12 protein-coding genes and 1 tRNA gene are annotated in these 16,830 nt (G+C 64.0%); 5 read left to right on the top strand and 8 right to left on the bottom strand.

All coding sequences use genetic code 11. The features are described from left to right. The coding region (locus AOP74_RS06875) for a hypothetical protein (protein ID WP_160297467.1) at positions 1 to 5,301 on the top strand (5,301 nt) is incomplete at its 5' end. Positions 5,302 to 5,602: 301 nt separating this feature from the next. Here AOP74_RS06875 and AOP74_RS06870 read toward each other — a convergent pair. Continuing rightward, positions 5,603 to 6,424, bottom strand: a complete 822-nt coding sequence (locus AOP74_RS06870) for a L,D-transpeptidase (RefSeq protein WP_201774300.1) — start codon at positions 6,422 to 6,424, stop codon at positions 5,603 to 5,605. Positions 6,425 to 6,547: 123 nt separating this feature from the next. Here AOP74_RS06870 and AOP74_RS06865 point away from each other — a divergent pair, with 123 nt between their 5' ends. Both AOP74_RS06865 and AOP74_RS06860 read left to right on the top strand, forming a co-directional pair. After that, positions 6,548 to 8,200, top strand: coding sequence for a DUF389 domain-containing protein (locus tag AOP74_RS06865; RefSeq protein ID WP_061961558.1), 1,653 nt, complete (start codon positions 6,548 to 6,550; stop codon positions 8,198 to 8,200). 130 nt (positions 8,201 to 8,330) lie between these two features. Then, positions 8,331 to 9,791, top strand: a complete 1,461-nt coding sequence (locus tag AOP74_RS06860) for an NAD-dependent succinate-semialdehyde dehydrogenase (RefSeq protein ID WP_061961557.1) — start codon at positions 8,331 to 8,333, stop codon at positions 9,789 to 9,791. Between the two features lie 26 nt (positions 9,792 to 9,817). On the opposite strand, the gene AOP74_RS06855 is transcribed toward AOP74_RS06860, so the two are convergent. Both AOP74_RS06855 and AOP74_RS06850 read right to left on the bottom strand, forming a co-directional pair. Beyond that, entirely contained in the window at positions 9,818 to 11,494 is a 1,677-nt protein-coding gene (locus tag AOP74_RS06855) for an ABC1 kinase family protein (RefSeq protein WP_061961556.1), read from the bottom strand. A 38-nt stretch (positions 11,495 to 11,532) separates the two neighbouring features. Beyond that, positions 11,533 to 12,072 (bottom strand): PadR family transcriptional regulator, encoded by a 540-nt coding sequence (locus tag AOP74_RS06850; protein WP_061961555.1) that lies wholly within the window; start codon positions 12,070 to 12,072, stop codon positions 11,533 to 11,535. Between the two features lie 186 nt (positions 12,073 to 12,258). Between AOP74_RS06850 and AOP74_RS06845 the strand changes: the two genes are divergently transcribed. Further along, on the top strand, positions 12,259 to 12,585 hold the full coding sequence (locus AOP74_RS06845; protein WP_061961554.1) for a hypothetical protein: 327 nt from the start codon (positions 12,259 to 12,261) through the stop codon (positions 12,583 to 12,585). A gap of 4 nt (positions 12,586 to 12,589) precedes the next feature. On the opposite strand, the gene AOP74_RS06840 is transcribed toward AOP74_RS06845, so the two are convergent. From AOP74_RS06840 to AOP74_RS06830, 3 genes are all read right to left on the bottom strand, one after another. Beyond that, complete coding sequence (locus AOP74_RS06840; RefSeq protein WP_061961553.1) at positions 12,590 to 12,994, bottom strand: VOC family protein; 405 nt, start codon at positions 12,992 to 12,994, stop codon at positions 12,590 to 12,592. 23 nt (positions 12,995 to 13,017) lie between these two features. After that, positions 13,018 to 13,359: a YciI family protein gene (locus AOP74_RS06835; protein WP_061961552.1), complete on the bottom strand. Its 342-nt coding sequence runs from the start codon at positions 13,357 to 13,359 to the stop codon at positions 13,018 to 13,020. Positions 13,360 to 13,473: 114 nt separating this feature from the next. Then, positions 13,474 to 14,532: a tocopherol cyclase family protein gene (locus AOP74_RS06830; RefSeq protein ID WP_152649209.1), complete on the bottom strand. Its 1,059-nt coding sequence runs from the start codon at positions 14,530 to 14,532 to the stop codon at positions 13,474 to 13,476. Positions 14,533 to 14,642: 110 nt separating this feature from the next. Between AOP74_RS06830 and AOP74_RS06825 the strand changes: the two genes are divergently transcribed. Continuing rightward, positions 14,643 to 14,870 (top strand): RNA-binding S4 domain-containing protein, encoded by a 228-nt coding sequence (locus tag AOP74_RS06825; RefSeq protein ID WP_061961551.1) that lies wholly within the window; start codon positions 14,643 to 14,645, stop codon positions 14,868 to 14,870. 302 nt (positions 14,871 to 15,172) lie between these two features. Here AOP74_RS06825 and AOP74_RS06820 read toward each other — a convergent pair. Together AOP74_RS06820 and AOP74_RS06815 are read right to left on the bottom strand one after the other, a co-directional pair. After that, positions 15,173 to 15,248: transfer RNA gene (locus tag AOP74_RS06820), tRNA-Thr, on the bottom strand. Positions 15,249 to 15,285: 37 nt separating this feature from the next. After that, positions 15,286 to 16,827 (bottom strand): alpha/beta hydrolase, encoded by a 1,542-nt coding sequence (locus AOP74_RS06815; protein ID WP_061961550.1) that lies wholly within the window; start codon positions 16,825 to 16,827, stop codon positions 15,286 to 15,288. Positions 16,828 to 16,830 lie beyond the last annotated feature (3 nt).

Raw genomic sequence — 16,830 nt, 5'->3', positions numbered from 1 at the left:
GAGCAGATGTGTGGTCCAGGCACCTGGTACCAACTCGACCGCTACCTACTCGAATCCAAGGATGAGCTAGATCACCTGATCGGCCTCATGGAAAACGGTCTGGGCTGGCACAACGGGAAGCCCGGAGATCAAAGCCCCCACCACATCTATAACAACAAGCACTACTTCTTCAGCACCTCCAATGGAGAGGACTGCACCAACACTGGTCAACTCGAGGTCTGCGTTCCCGATAGCTCAACCGCATCCGGCTACGCCCAAGGCGCTCTGAACTGGAACTACACCCTGACTGCAGAAGGTGTGGAGTCCCACACCACCGACCCATCGGTCCTCGCCGATGTTCTGCACCCGGCGTTCGTCGTCAACGATCACAACGGAATCGAGCACCACTCCTATGACGCCCACGACGACTGGGATCCAGCCTTTTACAGCAACAACTGTGCCGGACTGACGGAGATCTGTGTGCCGTTGGATCACCAGCAGGACAACGGCAACGACGCACCTGCGCTTGCGCAAGCCTCATTCGCGGCGGAATCCTCGACCACTGCAGTAAACCCGTGGAAGATCATCGAAGTCACCGAGCAAGAACGTGCCGATGACTACCCCAATGCCCCCACTCCTGACCACCGTGGATGGTGTGACTACGAGATCTTCGTGTGCTGGGAAATCACAGGTGACCCGTACGAGCTGTTCGATGAAGAACAACTCCTCGTGCAGTACAAGTACCAAAACCCCGACGGAACGGTCACCTTCTACAGCCTGACCGACTGCTTCTTCGACACGCCCCGATGCGGTGACGACGTCCGCTACCAGTTGGACCTCTACTCCATCGAAAGCAAGAGCGATCACGAACTACTCGACGAGCTGCTCACCTCTGGAACTCTCGGCCTTAACGACAACGGTAGCCCCGAGGACTCCCGGATCTACAAGAGCCACATGTTCGTGAAGCAGGCCGGTCAAGACTGCACTAACAGCGGATCCGTCCCGGTCTGCGTACCCCACGATTACGCAGCTTCGGGGTACGTGCCCGGAAGCATCGACTGGACTTATACACAGGACGCCGAAGGCAACGAGTCCTACACCACTGACCCCGCGGAACTGGAGGGCTACCTCCACGCAGGATTCGACATCCTGACCCACGGAGACGAGCCCGACACTCACGCAACCATCGCAGCAACATGGAACGGCGAAGGCACATTCGAGGCATACCTCGAGAACCTGTGCCAAACCGACGTTGAGATCTGTGTTCCCGTCGACTACAACGGCAACGACAACACCGAACTCGCCGCCAAGTTCGCTGAGACACCAAGTGTTCCGACCAACCCGTGGATGGTGAAGACGGTCAGCGAGCAAGAGCGTGCTGACGACTACCCGAACGCGCAGGAGCCCAACAAGAACGGGTACTGCGACTTCGAAATCTACGTGTGCTGGGAGATCACCGGTGGAGTCGACCTCTTGGCTCTCACCGGCCCCGAAGGCGAGAGGAACTCGGTCTTCAAGGCCAACTTCACGCCCGACGCCCAACAGTTCATCGGCTGGGGAAACAGCTTCGACGCCCTCAAGGCACTCGAAGACTGCGCACCCACACCCGTGTGTGGCGACATGACAGCCTTCCAACTTGACCTCTACAAGATCGTCAGTGACTCCGAGTACGCGACGCTGCTCGAGCTCATCGACAACGGCCTAGGCATGGATGGCAATAAGTACGGCGACCACACCATCTACGGCGACGACCACCTCATCATTAGGCAAGACGGCGAGGACTGCACTAACAGTGGAACCGTCCCGGTCTGCGTGCCCCACGACGACGCCGCTTCCGGATACGTGCCCGGAAGCATCGAATGGACCTACACAAAGACTGCCGACGGCACCGAGTCCTACACCACCGACCCAGAGGAACTGGAGGGCTACCTCCACGCAGGTTTCGATGTCCTGACCCACGAAGAACCTCCCGTCACCTTCGAAACCATCGCAGCAACATGGAACGGCGAAGGCACATTCGAGGCGTACCTCGCGAACCTGTGCCAAACCGACGTTGAAATCTGTGTTCCCGTCGACTACGACGACGACAACAACACTGAGGTCTCCGCCAGGGTCGTTGGGACACCAGGTGTTCCGACCAACCCGTGGATGGTGATCACGGTCAGCGAACAAGAACGTGCTGACAACTACCCGAACGCGCACGAGCCCAACAAGAACGGGTACTGCGACTTCGAAATCTACGTGTGCTGGGAAATCACCGGCGGAGTCGACCTCCTGGCCGTCACCGGACCCGAGGGGGAGAGGTTGCGTGTGCAAGAAGCAAACTTCGATCCCAAGCAACAGTTCATCGGCTGGGGCGACAGCTTCAACGCGCTCAAGGCTCTAGAAGACTGCGCACCCACACCACTATGTGGCGAAATGACGGCCTTCCAACTCGATAAGTACGAGATTCTCAGTGACGACGACTACTCCACATTGACAAGTGTCATCGCCAACGGCCTAGGTCTGGACAATGGTCGCGCTGAGGACCGAAGCATCTACGTCACTCACCTCGTCATCAAGCAGAACGGAGAGGACTGCACCAACAGCGGAAACGTCCCGGTCTGCGTGCCCCACGATGACGCAGCATCCGGATACGTGCCCGGCACCATCGAGTGGACTTACACCAAGACCGCCGATGGCACCGAGTCCTACACCACAAACCCAGAGGAGCTGGCGGGCTATCTGCACGCAGGATTCGACATCCTGACCCACGAAGACCCGCCGGTCACCTTCGAAACCATCGCAGCAACATGGAGCGGCGAAGGCACATTCGTGGACTTCCTCCGGAACAAGTGCGCTGGCCCCGACGAGTATTGCCCGATCGTGCTTGAGGGCGATGCAAACGAGTGGGTTGCGCTCGAGCTCTACCCGTGGGAGAAGGCAAAGTTCGTGCACTACAAGGCCTGGACGGGCGACCCTGAGGACTGCTTCAAGCCCACAGGACGGGTCGACGTCTGCGTACCTACGCATCACGGCGACGGATGGACAGAGTTGACCATCCCGTGGAAGGCGTACTGGGGAGGCGAGAACGGCTGGTCCTTCTACAAGACCCTGTTCGGCCTGCCTGTGGCAGCCTTCGACAGCGGCGACTCTGTGTTCGGCTTCCCCTGGCTGCTGTCGCTAGAGGACACCAACGTCATCGTGCCCCCAATTACATCGGAGCACTATGGAGTCGCAGTTGACCACCCGGGCGTGAACTGGACGCCACTCAACCAGGCCATCTACGGCACGGGATGTGACCCCGTCGACGAAATCATCGATGTCGACCTCGTGCACGTGACCTGTGAGAACCCCGAGGGCGGTGCAATCGACGCGGCGTACCGCGTTGCGACCGGCAACGGAAACGTGCAGATTCGCCTCTTCCGCATGGTCGAGGGAGAGAAGGTTTACCTCAACGTCGACGGCACCCCAGCCGCTGAGGGATCTATGCCAATCCTCCAGGAGATCATTGAGGGCGCGGGCCAGCACGACTTCGGGGTGAGCGGGCTGACACACGGAGAGTACGGATTCGAAACCGTAAGCGCCGTAAACCAACTGACCTATGGTGCGACGTTCACCATCGAGCGGCCCGAGGAAGAGTGCGCGACACTCAACCCCGACATTTTGAGTGGCATCTGCATTGACGGGATTCCGTACATGGACTTCACGATCGTTGTGGAGGACAAGTTCGAGGAGGTCAACCTCGAAGAGGGCGCAGTGATGACCCTCTCGGATGACACTGGAACGGAAGCTCCGTACTCGCACATCATGGACACCATCCCGCTGGCGAAGGCCACCCAGGACGGAATCACCTACTCGTATGACGAGTCGACCATGACGCACACCTGGACCGGCGAAGTGTTGTGGCCGGGAGCTTCGGTTGATCCTCAGGGATGGCCTGGATGGGCCTTTGACGAGGCAACTGGCACCTACGTCAATGTGGGTGACGACAACTTCGGGTGGACTCGCGACGGCATGAACGTGCACGTCAAGGTCAACCCGGAAGCCGAGTTCGAGGCTGACGTCTACCCATCCGAGCAGCCCGACTGCCCGAATCCGCCTACTTACGACATCTGTGAGTGGGACGAGGAGAGGGGCGTGCCGGTTCAGACCACGCTCTACGGCATCGCTCCAGAGGACGCAATCCTGTGGAACGGTGGCGCGGAGTGCACGCCAGTAGAGATCTGCGTCCTACTTGAAGGGGACCCCGAGACCGGCGAGTACGGATCCATGGTCATCATGGCTTCCGAACTCAATGAAGAGATCCACCAGATGTGGAACCCCGAAGCTGAGGTCCAAGGTGGCTGCCGCGAGGCTCAGGAACCGGCACTCGATGGTTCGCTCTTCACGTCGGTATGCCTCGCAGACTCGCCGTGGTTGGACTACGAGGTCGAACTGTACGACCCCGACAACCAGTACGAGGGCGACGGCACAGTGACTATCACGTTCATCAACCCCGACGGCGAGGACTACGTGCTCACGGACGACTCACTGATGCTGACCGCGGAAGGCACGCTCGCGGGTCGGACCTTGTGGCCCGGTGCGAGCGTCGAGGCAGTTGGTGGCGGAGCAGTCGATCCTTACGACGCCAGCACGTTCGTACCCACCGGCTGGCCCGGATGGCACCAGGATCTTGATGGCAACTGGTTCGAAGACGCTAGCCCGCAGGACAACTTCGGTTGGACCCGCAATGGTGTCGACGTCCGCATCGAGGTCAACCCAGAGTTGATCGTCACACTCAACTACCCGCCAGCTACTCCGGATTGCGCCGGCAACCCCCCGGAGAACCCGACGCTTGAGGGTTCGTTCCTCAGCAGCGTCTGTGTCGCGGATTCGCCGTGGCTGACCTACGACGTTGAACTCAAGGATCCCGACGAGGTCTCGACCGACGACGGTATGGCAACCATCACGTTCGTTCACCCCACGGATGCGAGCCAGAACGTCGTTGTGGAGGTGCCGATCGGTAGCGGATACGTCATGTGGCCTGGAGCCTCAGTTGAACCCGCCGAGGGCTACACCGAGGCTGACATCGACCCGACGAACCCTGACACCTTTGTTCCCACCGGGTGGCCCGGTTGGGCACAAGATGCCTCGGGTGAGTGGATCGAGATCGGACTGGACAACTTCGGTTGGACGCGCTTCGGCATCGAGGTTCGCCTCGACGTCAACCCGTCCACCTCGTTGACAGTCAACTACCCGCCGCCGACGCCGACCTGCGTATCGGCTCCGGCACAGAACGTGAGCGCCGAGGCACCCGCCGCGACTGCGGTCGCTGCCACGGTGATCACCTACACCGGCTGATTCCCCCTCAGCCGCTCCAAGGGCGCCCGTCCTGCGAATCTCAGTTTCGCGGGGCGGGCGTCGCTCTTTGTCCGCTTGCCCGAGCATCCCCTGGCAGTTCAGTTCCATAGCGGCTGCACGACAACTCTGCGCCACGGCGGATAGACATGGAGTCGGCTGCCTAAGCGAGCTAGGAGAGCCCCTCTACCCGCGCGAAGCCGATGCTCACAGGGCACACCGGACGCCGCAACGGGGAGCCACGGGCACGTTGGCTTCGTCAGGAAGCGAAATGAGCGAGGAACCGACTTTGCGAGCGCGACGATCAGGCGCTTGTGACGGGAGCGGCGTCCTCAGAAATATAGACAGGCGTTCCCAGGGGAAGTCCGTAGTCGTTGACGAGCTCAGTGATCACGTCGTTCTCCATACGGATGCAGCCGGAGGACACGTACTCGCCAATGGAGTCAGGGTCATTCGTGCCGTGCATGCCGATGATGGCCTCGCCACCGTTGAACGTCTCGAGCACGGGCGAGTATCCCGACAGGCCGTAGGCGTACGGGCCGTAGGGACCGTCGTCTGTGGGCGGTTGGAGCAACTCGCGAATGTAGTACACGCCGCCGGGTGTGGGCCGCTCGTCCGTGCCGACACCGATCGGCGTCGACACCACTGCATCGTTGCCTTCGTACACGGTCAGCGTGAAGTCATCGAGGCCAATCTCCACGCGGTAGTCCGTAGAGGTCAGCGTGACGGAGTCAGCCGGGATCCAGCCCGTCGACTCATTGGGCCGAATCGGCAGGTACACCTCGAGCCACCCGTCCTCGACGGACTTCACGAGGAAAGTGAGTGGAGTCGAGTCCGGCACGGACAGCACGTCGTCAGCATTGATCTCCTGCTGCACGCCACCGTCGACTCCGTCGTAAACCGTGATGGCACCGTCAACAGCAGTCGCGATGGTCGATTGCTGGACCACCTGCGGAATTTCGACCTCAGGCGATCCGGTAGGACCTGTTGCAGAGATGGACGGCTGCGGTTGGGGCTGCGCGGTGTCCGAGACCTCGGGCTCAGGGTCACCACTGCAGCCGGCCAGCACCAATGCTGCGAGGCCAGCGATTGCCAGCCCGCGCATCGGCCCAATCCAGGCACTCACAGGACCACCCCACCCCTCGCGAAACATCTCCTCGAAGTCTATCGAGGGCCTTTCTCGCGCGCGAGCGCGCGCGGGCATCGACGCACGGCCGTAATATAGGCGCACCTCACCAGGGAGAACACGATGTCGCCAGATAGCGCGCACGACGCAGACCGCCTCGAAATGCGCGTGCGCAACGGAGTGGCAGCTATCTCCAATCCGGCGTCGCTCAAGGGGCTCATCGCAGCTCTCGGCGGCACTGCCGTACTGCTCCTTCCTGGCTTAGCCACCGCGGTCGTAGCCCTCGCACTCGGAGCGTCGATCGCGGCCTCGGGAATCCTGGACCTGATGTCCGTCTTCACCGGTAAACACCGGTTGCGGAAGCGCAACAACCGCGTGTGGGCCTTCATCCGCGGAATCGTCTCCTTGGCGTTTTGCGCGTTCACTCTCTACCTTGCGATTGTCACCGCGCAGGGCGCTGAGATTGGCCTTGAACTCCTCGTCGCGATCGCCGGAATGTATGTCATGTTCCGCGGGGCGTTCTACGGCGTCGCCTCCGCGGTCCGGCGCAACGTGACCCACCGACTCCTTCGAGTCACCGGCGCGATTACGGCAACGGCCTTCGGTGCGATCGCTTTCGCCGCCCCTGGGACCGTTAGTTCATCGGTCATCTCAGGGCTGGCGGTCTTGGCGATCGTGCTGGGACTTGTCCTCGTGACGTGGGGCCTGCGGCGCACCGAGGGCGCCATCCCCACCCAGGCTGACCCGTACACGAACACTCTCCCCGAAATTTTGTGGGACTCGATCAAGAACTCAGACATCGGCCGCGAGCGCCGCGAGGAACTGGCTCAGGGCCTCTACTACGAGTCACCCGCCCGCCTCGCGAAGCGCACTGCGTGGTGGGTCATGCTCGTGCTGTCGGTGGCGATTGCGACTTTTGCGGTCCTCGCCGACTCAACCGCGGTCGTGATCGGCGCCATGCTGGTCGCGCCCCTCATGGTACCAATATTGGGCCTCGCTGGCGCGATCATCAACGGCTGGCGGCGCCGCGCAATTGACTCGCTGATTCTCGTCACGCTGGGGGTCCTCGCGTCGATCACGCTGTCCTATGGCCTCGCGGCATGGGCACCCGTCGCCGTCGCGTTTGATACCAACTCTCAAATCGTCTCCCGCGTCGACCCAAGCATGGTCGACATGCTCATCGCTATCGCGGCCGGAGCGGCGGGAGCATTCGCCACGGTCGATAAGCGCGTATCCGCCTCGATCGCTGGCGTCGCTATCGCCGTCGCTCTAGTTCCTCCCCTGTCGGTCGTGGGTGTCACGCTCGGTGCGGGCAGGTTCGAAGATGCCGCAGGAGCGATGCTGCTGTTTTTGACCAACTTCGTGGCAATCGTGCTGTCGGCATGCGCGGTGTTTGTCCTCACCGGATTCGCGCGCCCGGCCGTCCTCCAGTCGCGCGCATCAGGCATCCTGACAACGGTCATCCCCTTTGTCGCGCTTGCCGCGCTAGTGCTGGTGCCGTTGATGTTCACGTCGCAGGGACTCCTCGCGACCGCGGCAGTCCAGAATCAGGCTCGCGAGGTCGTGGAAGGCTGGCTCGGGGAGGACAGCGCGCTTGAGATCCAGGACATCCGAGTGGACTCCGACGGGGTTACAGTCGCTCTCGCGGGCCCAGGGCAACCTCCGTCCGCGGTTCTGCTTCAGAAGGACTTTGCGGACGTGCTGCCGACCACAGTCGCCATCACGATCGAGCACACGCCCGTTGAGGTGACGAGTGTCGAGGCTCCTCGGAACTGACACTCGCCCGGGTGCCGCCTGGGCGGTCTGGTCAGGGCCAGGAGGCCTCGGGCATGAGCCGATGCTCGATGTTGTTACGTAGTCGACCGCACTCTAGCGACGCAGGTCGCTTCGACGACGAGGAGGCGCAATGACAACCGACCGTGAACAGGCAGTCCTGACGGACGTTCCCACAGAGCTCTTCATCGGCGGCCAGTGGCGTGCCGCATCGGATGGCGGAACGCTTGACGTCCAGGACCCGTCGACGGGCAAGACGCTCGCCACCATCGCATCGGCCACGGTCGACGACGGCACAGCAGCGCTGGACGCGACCGTGGATGCTTTCCCCGACTGGTCCGCGACGCCCGCCCGCGAGCGCAGCGAGGTTCTGCACCGCGCATTCGACCTCGTGACGGAGCACGCAGACGATCTCGCGTTGCTCATGACTCTGGAGATGGGCAAGCCACTCGAGCAGTCACGCGGCGAGGTCACGTATGGCGCAGAGTTCTTGCGGTGGTTCTCCGAAGAGGCCGTCCGCACGGCCGGGCGCTACGGGGCGACCCCCGAGGGCACCGGCCGCATGATCGTCACCCAGCATCCCGTGGGGCCGTGCTACTTCGTCACGCCCTGGAACTTCCCGCTCGCGATGGCCACGCGCAAGATTGCCCCTGCCCTGGCCGCGGGCTGCACCGTCGTCATCAAGCCCGCTTCGCTCACTCCGCTCACCACCTTGAGGTTCGTCGAGCTCCTTCGCCAAGCAGGGCTTCCCGATGGCGTCGTCAACGTCGTGACGACCGCGCATTCCTCGCAGGTTTCGGAGCCCATCATCCGCGATCCCCGGTTGCGCAAACTGTCTTTCACAGGGTCGACCAAGGTCGGCGCATCCCTGCTGGAGCAGGCGGCTCCGGGCATCCTGCGCACCTCGATGGAGCTCGGTGGAAACGCGCCCTTCGTGGTGTTCGACGACGCCAACCTCGACGCGGCGGTCGAGGGCGCAATGGCAGCGAAGTTCCGCAACATCGGGCAGGCGTGCACGGCCGCCAACCGCTTCATCGTGCACGCCTCGGTGGCAGAAGAGTTTGGCGCGCGCGTGACGGACAAGGTGAAGGGCATGCGGATCGGGCGCGGCACCGAGGATGGCGTCGACATCGGGCCTCTCATCAACGAGGCTGCGGTGGATAAGGCCGCTGCTCTGGTCACCGATGCCGTCCAGCGGGGTGCCCGGGTTCTCACCGGCGGGAACGTCGTGGCCGGCGACGGCACCTTCTACGAGCCAACGGTCCTGGCCGATGTCCAGGCTGGGTCGGACATCCTCCACGAAGAGATCTTTGGGCCAGTCCTGGCTATCGCCACGTTCGACACGGAAGAGGAAGCCGTGCGTCTCGCTAACGACACCGAGTACGGGCTGGTCTCCTACGTCTTCACCGAGTCGCTCGCGCGCGGCCAGCGCATGATCGACCAGCTCGCGACCGGAATGATGGGCCTCAACGTGGGCGTCGTCTCGAACGCAGCCGCGCCTTTCGGAGGCTGGAAGATGTCGGGCCTAGGCCGCGAAGGCGGCGCCGAAGGTATCCACGAGTACCTCGAGACCAAGTACACGCTGACGCCCTAGCAACCCGAGCATCGGCCCGACTTGGATCAGCGGGACCGGCGCCGGCCAAACACGACGTGACCAAGCGGCACCATCGAGGCGATCATCAGCACGTAGCCGAGCCACTCGGTGATGCCGTGCACGAGCGCGCCCGAGACCAGCAGCGCGCCAAAGATCATCGCCGAGATCAGGCGCCGTCCTGTGCGTTCGAGCCTCACCATCGCCGACTCGATCTTGGGCGCCACGACTCCGATGCGCCCCTCTTCGACCCGCTGGAGTGCGCCGTCCAGCCGGCGCGGGAGGCGCCACGCGATTCCGACCATGTCGACGGCGTCTTTTGCGAGGTCGCCTGCCAGGTGGGTGCTTTCCTCGCGCAGCATCTTCGCGGCGTACGGCTCTACCGAGTCCCACACATTGAAGGCGGGGTCTAGACCGGTACAGACGCCGGAGGTCAGCGAGATCGACCGGATGAGCATGAGGAAGTCCTCAGGCATCTGGAACGGCAGCTCGACGAGAAGGTCGGCGAACTCCATCGCGAATTCCTGCAACATCTCGGGGTCAGCATCGCGCAATTCCGTAACGGCCATGCCGCCAAAACGCGCGAAGACCTTCGTCATGGCGCGCTCGAGCTCATAGGTGTCGGCGCCCTCGAGGATGACGCCGGCCTCGTCCATCGCCCCAACCATCGCCTGCCCGTCGCGGGCGGCCGAGGCCATGAAGAGCGCCCGAATCGCCTTGCGCAGATGCTCCGGCACCGAACCCATCATCCCGAAATCGATGAATGCGATAGTCCAAGATTCGGGGGCCGATGCTGGCCCGGGCGAGACAAAGAGGTTACCTGGGTGGGGGTCGGCATGGAAGTAGCCGAACTCGAAGAACTGGTCGAACATGATCGACGCGAACGCGCTGGCGGCCTCGGCGGGGTCGATACCCGCCTTGCGCAACGCCACGCGGTCGGTGACCTTCATGCCCGAGACGTCCTCGAGCGTGAGTACCTGGCGCGTGGTGCGCTCCCACACCACCTGCGGGACGCGCACTCGGGCATTGTCGGCGAACAGTTCCGCGAACCGCTCCGCTGCAGCAGCCTCGTGCAGGTAGTCGATCTCTTGGCGGCTGATGCGGGCGAACTCATCGACGAGGGAGGGCATGTCAACGCGACGGTTCACGACACGCAAGCGGCTGAGCCACCCCGCGACCCGGCGCATTGCCGACACGTCCACGTCCACGACCGCGCCGATGCCCGGGCGCTGGATCTTGACGATGGCCTTGTCGAAGCCGAGTTCGGCGGCATCGGCGCTGCTCAGGCGAACCTTGTAGGCCTGCCCTAGCGAGGCGGCTGCGACGGGGTCGGTGTCGAAGTCCGCGAAGGCGGACTCAACGGAGATCCCGAGTTCGGTCTCAGCAAGCGTCCGCATCTGCTCGAACTCGACGGCGGGAACCTCGTCCTGAAGCCCCTGCAATTGCTGGGTGATCTGCGGCGGCAACACGTCCAAGCGCGTGGACATGAACTGCCCCAGCTTGATCATCAGCCCGCCGAGCTCCACGGCAAGATCGCGGAACTGACCCGCGAAGCGCTCCATGCGGGCGCTACGACTGCGGTCGCCGATCCGGCCAAGGCCGATAATCGGCAACGCCACGTCGTACCACCAGATGGACAGCAAGTGGCGCGCGAAAAACCGCGTGATGCGGCGGTAGCGGGCGCGCCCTTGAGTGGTGTCAGACATCAACTCTCCTCGGCCCCACCGGGACCGACGAGTGTCCGTCAGTCCTCAGCGAGGATTGAGTAAATGGTACGTCGTGCCTGCTCCAAGACCTCAGTCGTACGGCGCTGCTGTTCCTTGGTGCCGCTGGTCGCGACCTGACCGGCCGCCTGTGCGAGATCAAAGCCAGCCTTGGAGAGATTGGACCATTGGCCCGCCTCGGGCTCGTCCTCGGCCGCCCAGGGGGCCGATGCTGCGGCGGCTTCCGCTTGAGCGGTCGCCTCCTCGGTGAGGGTGTAGACCTTGCGGTCCTTGACGGTCTCGGTGGTCACGAGGCCCTCATCCGCAAGCTGCTGGAGCGTGGGGTAGACAGAGCCGGCGGAGGGCTTCCACCGTCCGTCGGTGCGCTCCTCGATCTCACGCATGATCTGGTAGCCGTGCATGGGGTCCTCGCTCAGAAGAGCAAGCACGGCCGCGCGCACGTCGCCGCGTCCCATGCGGGGCGCGACCTTCTTCTCGAATCCAGCGCGCACCTGCTGCATCGCTTCCCACATGGCATCGGCGGGGTTCACGCCTCGGCTTGAACGGTGTCCAGTAGTCATGATGACCTCCTCATCTGCATCGCGAACGATAGTCAGCGATACGTAGCGATATATCTCTATGGAACCACTGCTGCGGTCCGTTCGCAACTGTTCCCCAGCATCGGCCCTCCGTCGCGGCCAGGGCCGGGAAGATGTGCGGCAGCGAGGCTGTTGACCCATGTGACAACCGCTACAGGGAGGTTTCTCATGGCACCCCAGGAATGGTCAGACAAGCGCGAGCGCCAGTACGAGCACGTTAAGGAGTCCGCGTTGGATCGCGGCGAGTCCGAGGACACCGCTGAGGAAATTGCGGCCCGGACGGTCAACAAGGAACGCGCTCGCTCAGGCGAGGCTGAGGAAGCCTCGAAGACGTCCACTGAGGACATGTCCAGCGGCGAACGTGGCGGCCAGCGCTCCCACAGCGGCGCGCAGGGGCGCACCAAGGACCAGCTCTACGAAGAGGCCAAGCGCAAGGGCGTCGATGGTCGCTCGCAGATGGACAAGGACGAACTCAAGGACGCGGTGGACGACTAAACCGTCACACCACCGGCCCCTCGATGAGGTGAATCCAGTTGCCGGCCGGGTCCTTGAACCAGGCCATGCTCGGCATCGCGCCCTCCGGGTCACGCGCGATCCCGTCCTCGCCCGTCCACTCGAGCTGCTCGAGAACAACGCCACGCGACTGAAGGGTGGCGACGGTCTCGCCAATGTCCTCCACCGGGAACATCAGGACCGTGTGGCTGGCCGGTGCGTGGTCCTCCTTCTCGTAAATCAGTGCCTGCGCGCCGTGGGAGAAGGTGACAGTCACCATCGCTCCCGTGGCTCCGTCCGGCTCGTTGAGTTCTGCGTTGAGGCCCAGCGTGTTGGCGTAGAAGGCGGCAGCGTCGCGCGCCGAGTCCACGGAGAACGCGGTCACGGCGGCGCTGTGTGCAAGATCGGCCATGGGGCCCCTCCTTAGGTTGTGGCTTAGGTTGCGGCGTCCGGCAGCGGCATCGCCTCGTGCACCTCGATAGTGCATCCGCCGGGCATGTTGAGGTGCGGGTGAACCTTGGCGAGATCGAGTGCCGCGTCCATCGAGTCCGCGTTGAGAATCGAGTAGCCAGCGACCTCTCGGGTGGAGTCCTGCACCCCGCCTGGAGTGACGTGCTGGCCTCCGCCGAGCGGGACGCCCAGGTCCTCGAGGTCGTCGCCCACCTTCTGCGCCCAGGCGTACCAGGCGTCCATCATGGCTTTGCCTTCCTCGGCCGACGGCGGTGCCATATCTGTGGGCATGGGTGGTGCGTGATAGATGAATACATAGCGGGGCATGATTGCCCTCCTCGTCATTGAGGTTCCGGCGCGCCATCCGCGTCGGAGGCACCGCGCGCGGCGCCTCTTTCCATCATCGTCCTGTTCGCCAGGGTGCGCGCGCTGGGGCGGGCCTCACACGCGGTCCGCCATGGCCATCAGCGCATCCAGGTCACCGTGAACCTCTAGCCCGGCCGCCTCGCCCGTGCCTTCGAACTGCACCCGGCCATCGGGCGCGATCAGCTCGACGTGAATGCGGGCATCGAGCGTCTCCTCGACCCGGCGGTGCATCTCCGTCCGCACCGGGGCGTGCAGCAGGCCACCGCCGCGACGCTCCGCCCGGATCTTCAGGAGCCGCCCCGTCTTGGACCGCAGTGTCCAGGTGACGTAGGCATCGTCGATCTCAAGTTGGTCCGTGCTGGCGCCCGTGTAAGTCGCGAAACGGTGGAGCGCGCCGCCGTTGCGGCCGGGGATGCGCAGGCCCACGATGAAACCGCGGAAGCTTCGCTTTCCCCACGGAATGGTGGCGATCGAGGCGAGGAGGCTCACCCCTGGAGTGTCGAAGTGGTTGGTCTGCATCCACACGTAGGCGGACGGAAAGGCGCGCCCCCAGTCCTTCTCCAAATACCCGCGCCCGCCATCGAAGTTCAGCTCGCGATCACCCAGCGTCAAAGTCCCCTCGAGCCCATGGTCGAAGGATAGGTGCCCGTGATAGCACTCCATCACCGGCACCCAGCCGTAGGGGCCCATGATCCCCGGCGACGTTGGCGTGACCGGCCACGGGTCCAGCGGCGTCGTGAAGCGGACTGTGCCCTTGAGGCGCGAGCCGGGGAGGTCGACGGCGATCCCCCTGTCGCTAAAGCGCTGAGCCGCCACTGCGACGTTGAATCGCTGGGTGTCCGCGCTGAAGTTGGTGGCCGGATACCTCTCGTACCAGGACTCCCCCGTGGCGCCGTCGAGCACTTGCACAAAGGCTTCATCCGAGCGGCCCTCACCGCCCTTGAAGATGCCGGGGATCACGGCGATCCGGTGCTCGCGGTCGGCCGACACGAGCTTGACGTACCAGCCCTCGAAGAAGCCCACGTTGCCCTGGTAGTCACCGTGGTAGCCCGCGGGGTGGCGAGTCGCGGCGAGAGTGCGTGCCGTGCGTGTGACCGCGTGCGCGGAGCGCGTCATGCCAGATCCGATGCCCATTTGTTCAGAGTAGCTACCGCGTGGGCGGCACGCGATGGCAGCCTGGCGCGGGCCTCGCGCGGGTGCAGCACCCCACGCGGCACTCGCCGCAGGCCCGTTAGCATTCACCTATGGCACCTACCGACCCAATCCAGGACGCACCCATTGGCGACGACGGCATCCGCCTAGGGCAGTTTCTTCAGCTCGCCGGGCTCGTGGACTCCGGCGGAGAGGCCAAGGAGGCCATCCGCGAGGGCGACGTGCGCGTCAACGGGGAGGTCGACCTGCGCCGCGGACGTCAGCTCCAGGTCGGCGACGTGGTGACCTGCGGCGACCGCCAGGTGCGCGTCAGCCGCTAGCGACCGGCGCTTTCGCTGGCCGCTTCGCTGAGCCCAAAGCGCACCTCCGCTGGGGGGATGGCGGTGAAGCCCACCATGGCGGCTCGTGAAAACTCTGCGGTGAGCAGGATCAGGTCTGCGTAATCGTGCGGCGACGGCGAGACCCGGTTCGGGTGGCCGCAGCTTCTTCACCGAGGCAGCGAGGCACCGGGGCCGGGACGCCGCGAGGTAACGACGCCGCGACGCCGCGTGGAGATGCCACCGGATGCCACTTGGCCAGGGACGAGAAAAGGCCCGGCCCCCACAGGGGGAACCGGGCCTGATGGAGCCGCCTAGGAGAATCGAACTCCTGACCTATTCATTACGAGTGAATCGCTCTACCGACTGAGCTAAGGCGGCTTACACCCCGAGGGGTGCGAGTAGACATACTAGCGCGTCAGCACTCAGTTCCCGAATCCGGCATCACGCCATCCACGAGGAACCCATCGACGTTGTCGATCACGCACTGGTTGGAGCGCCCGTACGCGGTGTGCCCCTCGCCGTCGTACACGAGGAGTTCGGCATCAAGGCGGTCCGCGAGGGACTCAGCCCACACCAATGGGGTGGCGGGGTCGTTGGTGGTGCCGATGACCAGCATCTGCGGCGCGGAGGCCGCGTTGTCCAGCGAGGTGATGACGTCGTCGGCGACCCACGGCCACCCTTCACAGCCGGCGCTTGCGGCGAACCACCAGCCGAACGTGGGCGAGGCATCCACCATCAGTGCGCGGAACTCCTCGACGTCCTCGTACGACCACGGCTCTTCTTCACCGGCATCGAGGCAACCGATCGCGGTGAAAGCCCAGGTCGCATTCGCGGTGTACGAGCCAGTGGCGCCGTCGCGGTCCAGGTAGAAGTTCGCGAGTGTGTACATCACAGACCCGGTCCCCGACTGGACGAGCTCCGTCAGCGCGGTGTTGAGCAGACCCCAAGAGGCCTCGTCGTACAGCGTCACGACAATGCCGTAGACCATGAGGTTGCCGTTGAGCTCCCACGCCTCGCCGGTCTCAAACGGGTCTTCGAGGGCCTGCGCCATGAGGTCGGAGATGTGCTGGCGCTTGTCCTCGACGGAGCCCTCAAGCGCGCAGTCGTCGCGGGTGTCACACCACACCAGGAAGTTCGTCAGCGCCTGTTCAAAGCCCTCGGCCTGACCGATCGACTGCTCCTCACCGGGGAGCAGGAAGTCGACGGCGCCGTCGAGAACGAGGCGGCCCACGTTGTCGGGGAACAGTTCCGCGTAGGTCGCGCCCAGCTGGGTGCCATACGAAAAGCCCAGGTAGTGGAGTTCTTCATCGCCAAGGATCTCCCGCAGCAGGTCCATGTCGCGGGCGGCCGATGCCGTGTCCACGTTCTCGACCACGGCACCGGAGTCGGCGGCGCACTCGGCAGCGAAGGCCTCGGTGCGGGTGGCCCAGTCGTCGAGGTCGCTTTGCGATGTCAGCGGGTAGTCGGGGATGTAATACGCGTCGATGACCTCATCAGAGCCGCACATCACGGGAGTGGACTGCCCTACACCGCGCGGGTCAAAGCCCACCACGTCATAGGCGCCCAAGAGGTCTTCGCCGGCGGTGGTCACGAAGTACTCAGTGAAGTCGAGCCCGGACCCACCAGGGCCGCCAGGGTTGATCAGCAGCGAGCCAATCCGCGCTCCCGCGTCGCGAGCCACGGAACGGTTGATCTCGAGGTCCATGGTGTCGCCGTCGGGCTCGGACCAGTCAACCGGCACCTGAACCGTGGCGCATTCGAGGGACCCGCACGCTCCCCACGCGACCTGCTGCGAGTAGATGTCGCCAGTGGCTTCCGTCGGCTCACTGCCGCTTGCGGAAGGGGCAGCCGAGGAGGACTCATCTACCGTGACCTGCTCTTTGTCGGGCGTGCACCCCGCCACCACCAGGGCCGATGCTGCGATGACAGCGAGCGCAGAGCGCATGCGAGTGACCATGTT

It is taken from the genome of Demequina flava (assembly GCF_000975035.1).
GTDB classification, from domain to species: Bacteria; Actinomycetota; Actinomycetes; order Actinomycetales; family Demequinaceae; genus Demequina; species Demequina flava.
This window is presented reverse-complemented; position numbering and strand designations above follow the sequence as displayed.

Bases quoted from the DNA above. Each gene is read 5' to 3' on its own strand.
- AOP74_RS06835 (WP_061961552.1), bottom strand. From the start codon at position 13,359: ATGCCCCGCTATGTATTCATCTATCACGCACCACCCATGCCCACAGAT.
- AOP74_RS06860 (WP_061961557.1), top strand. From the start codon at position 8,331: ATGACAACCGACCGTGAACAGGCAGTCCTGACGGACGTTCCCACAGAG.
- AOP74_RS06855 (WP_061961556.1), bottom strand. From the start codon at position 11,494: ATGTCTGACACCACTCAAGGGCGCGCCCGCTACCGCCGCATCACGCGG.
- AOP74_RS06830 (WP_152649209.1), bottom strand. From the start codon at position 14,532: ATGGGCATCGGATCTGGCATGACGCGCTCCGCGCACGCGGTCACACGC.
- AOP74_RS06840 (WP_061961553.1), bottom strand. From the start codon at position 12,994: ATGGCCGATCTTGCACACAGCGCCGCCGTGACCGCGTTCTCCGTGGAC.
- AOP74_RS06845 (WP_061961554.1), top strand. From the start codon at position 12,259: ATGGCACCCCAGGAATGGTCAGACAAGCGCGAGCGCCAGTACGAGCAC.
- AOP74_RS06815 (WP_061961550.1), bottom strand. From the start codon at position 16,827: ATGGTCACTCGCATGCGCTCTGCGCTCGCTGTCATCGCAGCATCGGCC.
- AOP74_RS06825 (WP_061961551.1), top strand. From the start codon at position 14,643: ATGGCACCTACCGACCCAATCCAGGACGCACCCATTGGCGACGACGGC.
- AOP74_RS06865 (WP_061961558.1), top strand. From the start codon at position 6,548: ATGTCGCCAGATAGCGCGCACGACGCAGACCGCCTCGAAATGCGCGTG.
- AOP74_RS06850 (WP_061961555.1), bottom strand. From the start codon at position 12,072: ATGACTACTGGACACCGTTCAAGCCGAGGCGTGAACCCCGCCGATGCC.